At 62.4% G+C, this 15,113-nt stretch carries 6 protein-coding genes; 1 reads left to right on the forward strand and 5 read right to left on the reverse strand.

Features of this window, described 5'->3' with window-relative positions:
- Position 1 precedes the first annotated feature (1 nt).
- From tssM to repA, 5 genes are all read right to left on the reverse strand, one after another.
- Positions 2-3,271 (reverse strand): type VI secretion system membrane subunit TssM, encoded by a 3,270-nt coding sequence (gene tssM, locus Q0908_RS17205; protein ID WP_299287427.1) that lies wholly within the window; start codon positions 3,269-3,271, stop codon positions 2-4.
- A complete protein-coding gene (gene icmH, locus Q0908_RS17210) occupies positions 3,268-4,734 on the reverse strand; it encodes a type IVB secretion system protein IcmH/DotU (protein ID WP_299287428.1) in 1,467 nt (488 codons plus the stop codon). The genes tssM and icmH overlap by 4 nt, the downstream gene beginning before the upstream one ends.
- 260 nt (positions 4,735-4,994) lie before the next feature.
- Complete coding sequence (gene repC, locus Q0908_RS17215; RefSeq protein ID WP_299287430.1) at positions 4,995-6,215, reverse strand: plasmid replication protein RepC; 1,221 nt, start codon at positions 6,213-6,215, stop codon at positions 4,995-4,997.
- A gap of 185 nt (positions 6,216-6,400) precedes the next feature.
- Entirely contained in the window at positions 6,401-7,402 is a 1,002-nt protein-coding gene (gene repB, locus Q0908_RS17220; protein WP_299287433.1) for a plasmid partitioning protein RepB, read from the reverse strand.
- The gene (gene repA, locus Q0908_RS17225; protein ID WP_299154047.1) at positions 7,392-8,579 is read right to left on the reverse strand and encodes a plasmid partitioning protein RepA; all 1,188 of its coding nucleotides are present in this window, start codon (positions 8,577-8,579) and stop codon (positions 7,392-7,394) included. Before repA ends, repB begins: the two co-directional genes overlap by 11 nt.
- 395 nt (positions 8,580-8,974) lie before the next feature.
- Here repA and Q0908_RS17230 point away from each other — a divergent pair, with 395 nt between their 5' ends.
- Positions 8,975-15,025 carry a hypothetical protein gene (locus Q0908_RS17230; RefSeq protein ID WP_299287437.1) on the forward strand — a complete coding sequence of 2,017 codons (6,051 nt, stop codon included), beginning with the start codon at positions 8,975-8,977 and terminating at the stop codon, positions 15,023-15,025.
- Positions 15,026-15,113: the final 88 nt, after the last annotated feature.

The raw sequence follows: 15,113 nt of genomic DNA on the forward strand, positions 1-15,113 counted from the left end.
CCTATTCCAGCGTGTCCGGGCACGTGAAATCAGACCATATCGGCCCGACGAACGGCGGCGGCCCCGCCCCTTCCGGCGTGCTCAGCATCATGCGGAACGCATGGGGACCGACGGTATGGGTGACGTCGGCGCCTGCCCCGCTGATTTGGACGTCGCTGCCCGTGCGCAGCGCTTCCACGATGGCCCAGGCACCGCCTTTCAACTCCAGCTCGGCGGCATTGGCCTCGCCCGCGTTGACAGTCCAGCGCATGCCTCGCAGGTCCGACGGCCATTGCACCGCAATCCCCGGCCCACCCGACACCAGCCGCTGCGCGCCATTGCCCAGATCAACGTCGATCGACACGACATCGGCACTCACCCCGCCTATGCGCAGGCTCAAAGTGGTGTCAGGCACCGCAGACCCATCGGGGAACACGGCGCGGCGCAGCTGCGCCACCGCATCAAAGTCACGGCGGGCCATATCCGACATCGGCAGGGCGATATCCCCCTGCCCCGCATAGGTCGCCCAATAGCGATCCACATGCCCGCCATACCCAAAGAAGGCGGCAAAATCGACAACCGGCAGCGGCGCCTCAATCGGGCCGCCAAAAGGATAGAACGGCGCAATGCGCGCACGGCACACACCCGTCACATCCGCCCGCAAAGCCGCCTGCGCCGCGCCCAAGCCCACATCCGCCACCATCCGCCGGATGGGCGCGGGCATCGCCGTCGCACGCGCGGCCACAACGGGCCAGCGGGCCGGATCAGACGCCAACCCCGCCACATCACGCACCACAAGGTCCACAGGGCTCGCCCCACCCTGCTCCCGCACCGCCGCAAACCACGGGGCAAACGGTCGCTGTACCGCCTCCGCGCGCCGACGCAACTCACCTACACCCACATCTCCCCACAAATCCTGTATATTTTTCAATGCACTAGAGTCCCCACCCGTCACAGGATCAGAATCCAACACCGCGCTCAACTGGGTCTGCACCGCCACCACGCGGGCCAACGACGGGGCGACAGATATCGCACTCGCGCCATCAATCCGGGCCAGCATCTCGGACCACACCGCCTCGAACCGCGCCGCATAAAGGGCATGGACATCCGCCACCAATGCCCCCCGCTCCGCAGCGGAGGCAGGGCCACGGGCCAACACCCACGCATCCGCCTCGACATAGGTTGGTGCAGCCACCAAAGCCTGCTGAAACGCGCTCCAATAGCCCTCAAAAGTGAACAGACCCGGCACAACCAAGGTCGCCGGATCACGACCATCCACCAGCCGCACAGCGGACGGATCGGGCAACGCCTCCGCCAGGGACCAGGCCGACAACACACCCGCCTCAGCCTCAATCGCGGACATCACCTGCACAGACAAGGGCAGACCGGACAACTCCAACCGGGCGCGATCCACCAGCGCCTTGTTCGGCTTGATGGGCGGCGACACGCGATCATCCAACGCCAGCATCGCGGACAGATGGGCATTGATCGCACGGTACTCGGTATCCGAGCCGGACACGGCATATTCACGGCTCCACGCCTCGGCAAAGAAACTCTGGATCGCCAGATCATCGTCCCGGCCATCCTGTTCCTTGGCGAGCAGGATATACACCTTGAGGGCACGATAAGCCGCCGCATGATCCGCATTGATCAAGGCCTGGCCCAGACGACGCTCGGCCAGCAGCATCATGCGCGGACGCAAAAGGCGCTCAAGACTGTCGGAATAGGCATCCACCGCCGCCCCGCGCAAGGTGGCACGACGCGACAGACCCAACTGTTCAAACCGGCTTTGCGGGCGCGGATCGGCGTACCCCGCCGGGATGACACGAACGGCGGCCAAAGCGGGCAACAGCGGACGGGTGGCGGCATTCTCGACATAGCGGGCCGTCAACAACGGGGCCGCGCGGGTGGCATAGGCACTGGCCTGCGCATCAGCCTCGCGTACCAGCGACGCGTTCTTCCAGAAACTGTAGCCAAAGGCCGCCATCGCCACCACGCTGGCCGTGACAATCACGGTCTTGGCAAAGCCGCGAAACAGGGTCCGGCGCAGCATCCGGGCGCGGTCATAGCCCACCCAATCCCGCTCGGCAAAAATCACTTTCTTGAGCAGATCATGCAGGAAATAGCTGCGGCCCCGCCCCGACATGAATGAGGGCTGCAAGCCCCCTGCCCCGGCGCGCGCACCAAGGACCTGATCAATCGGCGTGCCTTCCTGCGTGCCGGACGTGAAATAGAACCCGCGCAGGATCGCCTTGTTGGCGCTGGCATTCTCGAACACGCCTTGCAAAAAGTCGGTTACTTTGGTCTCTAACAGCGCCATCTGAGCCGGAAATCCGAAGATGGCGATGCGGGTCGCGCTGTCCAATTCCTCGGCCATGCGGTCGGTCACTTCATCAGACAGACGACGCACAAGACGGGCATATTCGGCCGATGCCGTGCGCCACGTCTCATGCGCACGGTCGCGGGTCTGGAACGTGACACCCCAGACACTCCGGCGGCGCAACTCGTCAAAGGCGCCAAAATACTGGCGGAACCCGGCAATCATGTCGGCCTTGGTGAACATCACATAGACGGGCACATGGGTCCGCAGGGTGCTGTGAACCTCCGCAAGACGCGCCCGCACCGTGTCAGCATGACCGCGCAGGGTCGCGTCGTCGGCTGTCAACAAATCCGCGCAGGACAAGGCCAGAATAACGCCATTGATGGGCTGATCCGGGCGCGCGGTTTTCAGATGCTCCAGAAAGGCGGCCCAACTGGCGCGATCAGCGATCGCATCACTGTCCTGCGTCGTGTAGCGACCCGCAGTATCCACAAGCACAGCGTCGCGCGCAAACCAGAAATCGCAGTTGCGCGTGCCACCAAACCCGGCCACAGCCCCCGGATCCGTGTCCGGAAAATCAAGGCCGGAATGGACCAACGCGGTGGTCTTGCCCGCTCCGGGCGGACCAATCAGAACATACCACGGCAAATCATAAAGTGCGGTCGCCCCACCCGCCTCTTTCAGCCTGGCCACAGCGCCTTGCATGCGTTCCGCCAGGATCGCACCATCGCCCGCTTGGGGGTCAACAAGACTACGCTCAAGGGCTTGGGCCGATTTGCGTCGCGCCCGATGGCGCAACAAGGCGACCAGCAACAGGCTCAGCAAAATCGCCCCAATCAGCGCCGCACGCACCTCGGGCAAGGCCAGCACATCATTGCCAAGCAGGGGTAACCCCACCCAGATCGACGCCGCCAGCGCCACCGCACCAACCAGATAGGTCAGAACAGCAAAAACCGCGCGCACCACTGTCACAGCCGCTGTTCCTTGAGCAGCAGGATATCCACGCGCCGGTTGCGGGCCCGTGCCGCAGGCGTGTTGGCGCGATCCAGCGGTTTGGCCGCACCTGCCCCAACCACCGACAATCGCTCGGGCTCAGACAGATATTGGGCCAGCACATCGCGCACGGTCGCCGCGCGCGCCTCTGACAATTCCTCGTTGGTTTTGTAACGCCCGCGCCCACTTAGCGGAATGTTATCGCTGTGACCTTCCACGATGATGTCGCCGCGTTCCTGTTCCAACACTTCCGCGATCCGCACAATGATGGGGTTTTCGCTCGTCAGGTTCGCCGCACCTGCCCCGAATTGCAGCGCGGGACCAAGGCGGATGGCTACGAAATCGCCCTCTTCGGTGACCGTGGTCAGCCCGGCATCAATCTCGACCTGCAACCGGGCGCGCACGCGGTCCACCTGACCGGTCGGCGGGGCTTCGTACAAGACAATCGCGTTATCCGGTTCGGAGGCAGGCTCCGGCTCTACCTCGGGCGCGGGCTCGGCCGTCGGCATGGGGGCAATCTCGGGCACCGCGATACGCTCAATCGCAATCGGATCATTCGGGTCATGCAGCCCAAGGATCGTCGCTTGGGCCGCCTGCGCCTCCTGCGTCAGCGTCCATGCCAGCGCAACATAAAGCGACACAACCATGCCAGCCCCAACGCCCGCGATGATCCACAGCGGCATATCGGCATGACGGCGGCGTCCCAACAGCACCACAGGCGCAACCGTGGATGACAGCGCGGGACGCGGGCGGGGCAGGGTGCTGCGCACGCGCTGATAGATGTCTTTCCTCAGGTTGACCAAGGCCACCATACCATCCGGTGCCTTGCGATATTGCCCCTCAAACCCAAGGGCCAGACAGGCCAGCATCAGCTCCAGAACCGCGCCGTGCCGCCCGGGATTGGCCGACAGTCGGTGCAATCTGGTGAAAAAACCGACGCCGGGATTGGGATCATCAAAGAACTTCACCGTCAGGCTGTTCTGCCGCCAAAAGCCCGGTTCGGTGCCCGGCAGGTTCTGGGCAATGTCATCACACGTCGCGGCCAGCGCATAGCGGGCGTCCGCGATGTCCTGCACCCGCACGTTCATGGCCCGCGCATCCTGATCAAAGCGGACCAGCCGCCGTCTCAGGTGGGCGTGCAGGGGTTCTGACTGCATCTCCACCAGGCCCGTGCGCAGCAGGCCCAGCAATTCCAGCAGGTCAGCCGCTGCGGCCATGATCGCGTTTGACGCAAGGCCGGTGCGCCGCGTCTTGAGTTGCAGCATCTCGGCCAGCGGCACTTGACCCGCCTGAGAGACACCGGGATCGACCGGGCGACGTGCCAGAATCGTGCGCTCATCATCGTTTTGTGTATCGGACGTTAATCGAGCGCGCGGTTGTGGGGCAGTGGGTGTCGGCAGCGCCTGACCAAAGACGGTGCGATCATCATCGTCGTCAGACATGCGACCCGCCCCGCACCATCTGCCGCGCCACCCTGAAATCAGGTGAAATATGCAGACCCGTGATCATCTGTCTTTGCTCTCTTTTGTGGCTTTGACGTCACGTCCCGGTCGTTTTGGGACCCGCGCGACAGCCCTCTGCTGCTCATTGCGCGCACTGTGCGGCTTCGGTTTCGCTGCGTCAAGTTTTCGCCCATTTTGCAGGTGTTGACAGCTGTCAACTTCGGCATCCCATTTCACCCCGGTCGGCGAGTTGACAGCTGTCAATTTTCCGCGCCCCTGCGCGTTGCAGGCCGCTGGATCAGCGCCATGATCAACCGCGCGATCGAAAAACGACCCTCGGCCGCCTCACGGGTCAGGGATCGGATGTATCCACCGGGTGATCGGATGTCGTCAATGCGCTCAACGAGGCAGCAGACGGCGATCCCGGCAATGTCGGGGCCCATTGTGTCCACGGCGTCTTGCCAGGCTGAGGGGCTGATCCCGATCATGCCGCGTAGGAATGCGCCTAGTCTTGCCAGATCGCTGAACCTTGTGACGGGTTCCTGGGCGTAGGCCAGCGCCTCGGGCAGGGCGCGCAGGACCAGGGGGAGAGGGATGTTCAGGCTCCCTTCACCCTCATCCACACTTGATCCGGACGACTCCGGATGAGAGGGTGATGGCACACCCGCTTCCATGCTCTTTTCAGAGCAATGTTCAAAAACAGAAGAATCTGTATTTGAATTCTGATACTGCCGCTCAGACTGATTGTCTTTGCCGCTCATATTTTCTGCTTTGTTGAGCCATATTAGGGTCTGTTGCAGGAGTTTGGAGGCACATTCACCGGCTCCATCAAGTTCGTCCGCAGACAGCCGGCGACGCAGGAGGCGCGACAGGTCCAGCAGTTCGAGCAAGATCGCATCCCATGGGCCGGGATAGCCTTGCTCGGCCCCGTAGGCGGCAAGTTTCTGGGCATCTCGCTTGTTCAGTGACACTTTCTCGCGGAGCGCCTTCAGGCGGGCTGTGGCGGCGCGGGCGGCTTGGGCGGCCTGCGCGATCTCGGCGCTGCGCACCAGAAGCGGGCGCAAATCAAAGCCGAAGGCGCGCAGCAACGTTCCATCGTGATCGCGCGCGGCGTAGCGTTTGCCGTTTGGGCTGTCGTGCCTCAGGATCAGACCGGCATCCACCAGACGGGCCAAATGACGGCGCAGCGTGCTTTCTGCCATGCCGTGACAGCGTTCGCCCAAGGCCCGGTTGGAGGGGAACACGACGGTGTCGGCGTTTCCACCAAGCATCTGTTCGGGATGAAAGCTCAGCAGCCCTTCGAGCACGCCTAGTTCTCGGTCCGTTACACCAAATGCGGTGCGGGCCACGCAAAGTTCCCGCAGGATCTGCCATTTGTCGACATGGGGCAGGGCAGGGGTGTCAGCCATCCGCGCGGCGGCCTGCAAAAGGCCAGCCGTCACGGGCCGCTGCCCAAAGGGCGTCGTTGAAAGTCGTTCCATCGCTGTTCACAAGACAAAAAAATCACGTTCACCCGCCAGGTGTTGTTGACAGCCGACTCGTGTGGGGGTTAGATTCGGGGTGCTAGAACCAAATCGAAGCCTCTCGGGTCGTTATATGATCTGGGGGGCTTTGTTCGTTTTAGTGCCTGTCTGTGCCTCCTGTTGTTTTGATGTTCTGCTCGGGGTTATTCATCAGAGGATTTGCCGCGGGCGGCCCAGCTCTGGTGAATTTGGTCAAGGTTGTCCGTCAGCCAGTCCTCAAAGCCGCCGCTGCCCTCACGGGGGAATGTGAGGGTGACTTTATCGTCCTTGGACAGGACCGTGGCGATCACGGTGCCGGTGGTGGAACTTGTAACGGATGCGCGGGTGCCGGGCCCGGACTTTGCCTTTTTAGAGACAGATATCGGAGCCGCGCCAGCACCGGTGGCAGCGCGATGCGCCTCTTTCAGCGTCGCCTCGAAGCGATCATTGCTGTCAGTATCCCCGCCTTGCACATGCACCACATCTGCAAGCGTTGTTGTGTCCAGATCATGCGCTTCGATCAGGGTGGCCAGTTGCACCCACCGATCCCGCCCCACCGCAGGGGCGGCACCGATCAGATGGATCAGATCCGCTCCGATGCGATCCACAATCGCAAGCATCCGCGACACAACCGTTTTGTCGATGCTGAGCGCGTCGCACATGGCTTTGCGATCATAGTCTGCATCGCGCATTTGAGCCGCAAAGTTCGCCTTTTCAATAAAGCTGAGACCCCGCCGGGCGGTGTTTTCCTGGCCCTGTGCCATGACAAGGGCCGTGTCGTCCAATTCACGTACCAGCGCCTTGACCGTTTGACCCAGATCGCGCATCGCCAGAACCCGGCGTCGCCCATAGACGATCTGAAACCGCCCTTCGACCTCGGGGTGGGGGCGCACGAGCACCGGCACTTGCTGTCCGTAGTCGCGGATCGAGGCCAGCAACGCGCTGTCTTCGGCGTCATCGCTTTCGAGCCGGTCCTGAAGACCGCCTGCGTCGATGGCATGTGGGTCTAAATCAAGCAAAGAACGCGCTTTGAGCGCTTCGATCGACTGGCTGACCGCCCCAATGGCCCCTTTGAGGGGCCGCTGTCCGGGTTTGGTTTTGGCAGGATCCGAGGCGGGGGTATCGCCGCCCTCCATCAGCCCCTGAAGCAGGTTTTTACGTGCCATGCCGCCCCCATGCCGTCTGAATGAGCCCTTCGATTTCGCCATTGACCGCGTTGATGGATTCCATTGCCCGGTCATAGGTCGCACGGGTGAATTGACCCTTTTCGACCTCGTATAGAGTCTGTTTTGTGATCCCCGCATCCGAGATCGCGGTCGATTTCAACACGGTGTGATTGAGCACGTGATCGCCAAACATGGAGCGCATGAAGCTGACCATCTGGTTTTGTGGCCCGTCTCCAGGTTCGTAGCGCGTCACCACGTAGCGCAGCCAATCGTAACTCATGTCGCCCCCCGCATCCGCCACGACCCCAAGCAGGTTCGAGGTCATCAACAGGAATTGGCACATCGACATCACGTCGAGCATTTGCGGATGGACCGTGACCAGCACTGCCGTGGCCGCCGAAAGCGCGGACATCGTGAGGAACCCAAGCTGCGGCGGGCAGTCGATAATGACCACGTCATAATCCTGTTGCACTTCGCCCAAAGCAGTCCCTACACGGGTGAAAAACATCGCGCCGTCCCGCTGCGCGAGGGCGCGGGGCGTTTCGTGTTCGAACTCCATCAGGTCCAGATTGCCCGGCACGATGTCGAGATTGGTAAAGTAGGTTTTCCGGATCAGGTCGCGCAGCGGCACCGGATCGTCATAGCGGATCGCGTCGTAGATCGTGCCCCCGTCCAGCAGGTCGAATTCCGGCTGGAACCCGTGCAGCGCCGAAAACGATGCCTGCGGATCTAGGTCAATCGCCAGTACCCGGTATCCATCGAGCGCGAGTTTCTGACTGAGATGCGCGGCCGTTGTCGTCTTGCCCGACCCGCCCTTGAAGTTGATCACTGTGATCACTTGCAGCCCGTCATCCCCGCGCCGTCCAGGCAGGTAGGTACCAGGCGATTTCGCGCCCTGTTCGAGCATGTGCCGCAGCGATTGAATGTCGTCGGGCGTGTAGTGGCGCCGCCCCCCGGCCCGGATTTCCGGTTCGGGTCCGCGCCCGTCAAGGTGGAGTTTGCGCAAGTAAGCGTCCTTGACCCCGAGCAGGTCTGCCACCTCGCCTGAGGTGAAGGTCCGCAATGTCCGCTGCGCGTCGGGCGGAAACAATTGTTCCCGATGCGCCTGAAGCCGCTCGGACAGTTTGGCGGCATGTGCCCCCACCAGAGTGTCAATTCGCGCCGAGAGATCTTGCATCTCGCGTCCTGCCTGTTCTTTTGGTACGACCGGGGTCGTCACCTGCCTGCTGCGGGTTTGCCCCGCATTTGGTGCCTTATTGCCGTTCTCCGGGCCTTGATTTTCGGCGCATCGCATCGATTGGCCAGCGTGAGTTACGCTTAAAGGCGTTTTATTCTGTTCTTGGCGTAAATGTTTTACGTGCTTTGGTGATTCCTGCAAGCCCTTTCTATATTTGGGTGTTATGTCGGATAGACCCACTAGCCCTGCGCGTTGGTGCTCTTTATACGTGCGCGTCTGTGCCTAAAGGCCACAGCTATGGTGTTTTCGCCCTGATCGGGGCGGCAAAGATTTGCCCAAGGCGGCGTGACGTGCTTGACTGCGCGGAATTAATTTAATTCCCGGGACTTACCTCCATGAACGTCTCTCAAGGTCATTTCCGACTGCGTTGCATGCGCGCGATGTTGCTGAGCACGGTGGTGTTTGTGGCACCAGCGGCCTTTGCGCAGACTGTGACCTGGGATGGCGATACCGACTCGGACTGGAATACGGGCACCAACTGGGATGGCGATCTGGTTCCGGTGCCGGGCGAGGATGTCCTGATCGATGTCGCGCCGCCAGCCGTGGTGGATGTCGCCGTGCCGACTGTAAACAATGTGGACGTCAACACCGCTGGTGTGCTGAACGTCGTGACCGGGGGCACGTTGACCGCGACGGGCACCGTCACCATCGGTGCGGGCGGGTCGTTGAGCGTGAGTGGCGGCGGGCAGATCAGCGGCACGGTCGTGAACTCGGGCGGCACCGTGACCCTCGCGCAGTCCACCCTGTCGGCCTATTCCCAGAGCGCGGCAGGCGGCTCGACCAGCGTGACCGGCACTGCTGCGATCAACAGTGATGTCACCTTGTCGGCGGGCACGTTCTCGAACACGGGCGCGTTGACCATCACCGGCACGAACAGCACGCTGGATGTGACGAGCGGTGTCACCAATATGACGTCGAGCGGGACCATCACCGCGAATGTCACCACCGCCGCCACCGCTTCGGATCTGAGCGGAGCGATCACGGGCACGCTTGGTGTGACCGGCGGGCAGGCCAATGCCACTGCGGCCCTGTCAACGACCGGCCAAATCAGCGTCACCGGCGGAGAGTTCCAGATCGACAGCGGCGTGACCGTCACGGCGGACACGGGCGGCAACACGGATGATGATTTCGATGTGGGCGCATCGGGCACGCTGGACATCGACGGCACGGCCATCGGCAACGTCAATTCGGTCGGCGCAGTCCAATTGGGAGGCGCGATCACGGGTACTCTGACTTCGGGCGGGGCAGGTTCGGTCGTGGTGGACGACACCGCCAGCGTCTCGGGGCTCATCCAGATCGACGATGGTACGATGACCGTCAACGCCGGCCAGACCCTGACCGCGTCAAACGATGTGGACATCGCATCCGCCGGTCAACTGACCATCAACGGCACGGGCACGATCACCGGCAATGTCACCAATGCAAGTGCTTTGGCCAATGCCAGTTCGAACGCTGGCACAATCAGCGGCACGCTCACCAATACCGGCGGGCAATTCACCAATACCGGGACCATTGATGCACTTGATGTTGATGGCGGCACCGTCATCAATTCGGGCACGGGCGTCGTCACCAACGCGACCACAATCGACAACGGCACGGTGCAGGTCACCGGAACCGGGGCCGGGGGCTTCAGCGTCGGTTCGACCGTGACGGTCAATGGCGGCGGTACACTGGACGTCGATGCGGGCAGCGTCGGCGCCGTCACGAACACCGCTGGCATCGTGACCTTGGGCGGAGGCACAGTTGCCAGCCTGACGCAGAACGGCGCGGGCGTGAGCACGACGGTCGATGGTAACAGCACCGTGACCGGCGCGACCGACATCGACGTGGGCACATTGACCATCAATGGCGGCCAGACTCTGACCGCGACCGGCGGTATCGATATCGCCACCGGAGCCACGATAACAGCCACCGGCAACATCACCGGCAACGTGGTGAACAACAGCACTGGCTTGTCGTCGAGCGCAGGCACATTGAATGGCACGCTGAACAATACCGGCGTCTTCTCGAATTCCGGTTCGGCCGGGGCCACCACGAACTCGGGCACATTGACCAATACCGGCACGCTGGCCTCACTGATCAATTCAGCCGGAGAGACCACGAACACCAACATCATCTCGGGGACGGTGTCGGTCACCGGCGGCACGTTCGATCAGAACGGTGGCACCACCGGCGCGATCACCAACTCGAATGGGGCGGTCGAATTGGGCGGCGGCACCGTCGCCAGCCTGACCCAGAACACCAACGCCTCGACCACCACTGTCGTAGACGCCAGCACCACAGTGACCGGCGCGACCGATATCGACGAAGGCACGCTGACCATCAACAGCGGCCAGACCCTGACGGCGACCGGCGGTATCGATATCGCCACCGGAGCCACGATGACAGCGACCGGCAATATCACCGGCAATGTCGTGAACAACAGTACGGCGCTGTCCACGAACGCGGGCACGCTGAACGGCACGCTGAACAATACCGGCGTCTTCTCGAATTCCGGAGCGGCGGGGGCCACGACGAACTCGGGCACGCTGACCAATACCGGCACGCTGGCCTCGCTGACCAACTCGGCAGGCGAAACCACGAACACCGGCATCATCTCCGGGACGGTATCAGTCACCGGCGGCACATTCGATCAAAACGGCGGCACCACCGGCGCGATCACCAACTCGAACGGCGCGGTCGAATTGGGCGGCGGCAGCGTGGCGAGCCTGACGCAGAACGGCGCCGGCGTGAGCGCCACGGTCGATGGCAACACCACAGTGGTTGGTGCGACCGACATCGATGTAGGCACGCTAACCGTGAACAGCGGTGTGACTTTGTTGGCGACGGGGAATGTGGACATCGCATCCGCCGGTCAACTGACCATCAACGGCACGGGCACGATCACCGGCAATGTCACCAATGCAAGTGCTTTGGCCAATGCCAGTTCGAACGCTGGCACAATCAGCGGTACGCTCACCAATACCGGCGGGCAATTCACCAATACCGGGACCATTGATGCACTTGATGTTGATGGCGGCACCGTCATCAATTCGGGCACGGGCGTCGTCACCAACGCGACCACAATCGACAACGGCACCGTGCAGGTCACCGGAACCGGGGCAGGGGGCTTCAGCGTCGGTTCGACCGTGACGGTCAATGGCGGCGGTACACTGGACGTCGATGCGGGCACGGTGGGCGCTGTCACGAACACCGCAGGCATCGTGACCTTGGGCGGAGGCACAGTTGCCAGCCTGACGCAGAACGGCACGGGCGTGAGCACGACGGTAGACGGTAGCAGCACCGTGACCGGTGCCACCGACATTGATGTGGGCACGCTGACCATCAATGGCGGCCAGACCCTGACGGCGACCGGCGGTATCGATATCGCCACCGGAGCCACGATGACAGCGACCGGCAACATCACCGGCAATGTCGTGAACAACAGTACGGCGCTGTCCACGAACGCGGGCACGCTGAACGGCACGCTGAACAATACCGGTCAGTTCACCAACACGGGCTCCGCAGGCGCGACGACAAACACCGGTACGTTCTCGAACTCGGGCACCATCGCGAGCCTGACCAACAATGGCGGCACCGCCACCAATACCGGCACCATCACCACCACCGTCACCCAGTCCGCAGGCACCATCAACATGAATGCCGGGTCGGTGGGCGGCCTGACCGATATCAACGGGGGCACGTTCAACTTCAACGGTGGCACGCTTGCCAATGTCGAGAACGCGGGCACCTTTGCCATTGACGAGAGCGAGACCATCGGCGGCAGCTTCACCAACCAAAACGGTGGGACGCTGGATGTGACCGGCCTGACCGGGCCGGGGACATTGACCACCAGTGGCTTTAGCACGGACGGCGATATCGACACAGATGGTACGAATGCCCTCACCATCTCCTCCGCGACCATCACGATTGAGGATGACGCCACCTTTGACGGCACCAATGATCTGGATGGCAATGTGCTGTTTTCCGGCAATGTCAGCAACAATGCGGATCTGGATACAATTGCCACCCAGACCGTGACGGGTGCCTTTACCAACAACAATCAGCTTGATGTCGACACCGGCACTTTCACCGTGACCGGTGCCACCACCAACGCCAATGGTGGCACGCTGACTGTCGCTTCGGGCGCGACCTTGCAGGCGGGTGCGACGGGTACTGGCACGGTCACCAACCAGGATGGCGGTACCCTGGCTGTCACCGGCACCCTTGATGGCAATCTGACCAACCAGGCCGATGGCCCGGAAGGCGTGACCCTGACCGGCACGGGCGCCGGCACCACCACCGGGATCGTGACCGGAACGCTAACCAACGCAGGCAACCTTGATATCAACGGTGGGCGTGCTGCCACGCTGATCAACAATGCCGGGGGCGACACCGATTTCACCGGCGATGGCACTATCGACAATGGCCTGACCGTGAATGGCGGTACGGTCGATGTGAACACGGGCACCCTGACCGTGACTGCAGGCGGGACACAGATCAACGGCGGCACCCTGTCGATCCAGTCTGCGGGCGCGCTGGCCTCGACCGTGACCAATGCGGGCGGCACCCTGAACGTGTTCGGCACCGCCAATGATGCTGTCACCAACACAAGCGGTACGGCCAACGTCACCGGCACTGTGGCAGGTCTGTTCACCAACACCGGCACGCTGAATTTTTCGGGCGGGACCATCGACACGCTGGACGCCAACGCGGGTGGGATCGTCAACAGCGCCGGCAACACCACGGTGACGAATGCCATCACGAACGCGGGCCGTTTCGGGATCTCGGGCGGGACCTTGAACAACGCCCCCACCAACGATTTCACCAACGAGAGTGGCGGGTCGTTGACCATCGCCTCGTCCGGGACGTTGGTGAGCGATCTGACCAATAGCGCGGGCGGCACTGTCAGCCTGCTTGGCCAGGTGACCGGCAATGTCGTCAACAACGGCACGTTGACCGCGACCGGCACTGGCGGCACCATCGCCGGCAACCTGTCCGGTTCGGGCGGCACCATTGATCTGAGCGATGACGACCCGACCACGCAGCTGAACGTGTCGGGCAATGCGAATATCAACGGCACTGTGGTGCTGGATGCGGATGTCACCACCGGGTCCACCGCTGGCGATACGATCGCTGTTGCCGGCGCGCTGAGCGGTACGGCTGCGCTGCGGTTCAACTCCATCGGTGAGGCGGGCAATATCGGCAATATCGATCTGTTCACCTATGGCACCACGAACGCGCTGAGCTTCAGCAGCGTCTCCGGACTGCCTGAAACAGCGGCCTTTGAGTACTTCGTGACCGACACCGGGGCCGGCGCGATTCAATTACAAAGCCGGGTGAACACAGGGATTGCGAACCTTGCGGTGACGGTCGGCCTGACCCAGACCCTGGTCGATGCGATCATCAACCGACCCACGAGCCCCTTTGTCAGCGATATTGCGGGCGACAAGGAGACGGACCCTTGCGGTCCGGGTGTCTGGTCGCGCCTGACGGGCGGGAACGCGGATGCCGAAGGGTCCTTTGTCGATGAAACGACAGGTGCAAGTGGTACATCGCCGGTTGAGCTGAACTATGGCGGTTTGCAGGTGGGTGGCGATTTCGCCTGCTTCGGCGGTGCCTATGGCGGTTGGGATCTGGCCTTTGGCGGGTTGCTGGGCGTGAACCAGGGCACCACGGTCAACAACGTCTTTGATGTTGACCTGAACACCGGCCTGCCCACCAGCACCCTGCTGAGCGTCACCGAAACAGACATCCTGCAACGCTATGCAGGCGTTTATGCGACGGCCGCGCGGGGCCGGTTCTTTGCCGATCTGCAATACCGCTATGAGCTGACCGATTTCACCTCAACCAACACGGCTGTGGCGGCCGGGGCGGGCTTTGATTTGAACGACGAGGAATACGAAAACCGGGGCCACACCCTGTCGGGCGCATTGGGCTATTCCTGGCCCGTGGGCAACACGCCGGGGCTGACCTTTGTGTCCTCGGCGGGCTTTTCCTTTACCAACAACGAGACGGACACAATCAACCTGGGCAGCACGGGCGATCTGACCGTCGATGACAGCAAAAGCCGGATCGGCTTTGCCAGCGCCACCCTTGCCAAGTCGCGGGTCCTGCCCGACGAGATCAGCGTGTTGAGCTATTTCGGGACGGCCACATTCTACAACGACTTTGCCGACGACCGGGAGGCACAGTTCGTGTCCGCAGCGGGCGCGGTGCGGGACCTCACGATTGCGAATGTGGGGCAGTACACGGAAGTCAGCGCAGGGATCAACTATGTCCGCCTGCTCGAACCGAGCAAGGCCGCCGGATCACGGCAACTGAACGCCGCCCTGCGGGTGGATGCGCGGTTCGGAGACGATATCGACAGCCTCGGGATTACGGGGCAAATCCGGTTCCAGTTTTAGGGTTGAGTGGTTTGAGTTTGGGTGTTGGGACGGGGTGGACTGTCGTCATTTTCGCGTTGATGACGAACGTGAGCGGTGCGTAGAAAGC

Source organism: uncultured Tateyamaria sp. (assembly GCF_947494755.1).
In the GTDB taxonomy this organism is placed as follows: Bacteria; Pseudomonadota; Alphaproteobacteria; order Rhodobacterales; family Rhodobacteraceae; genus Tateyamaria.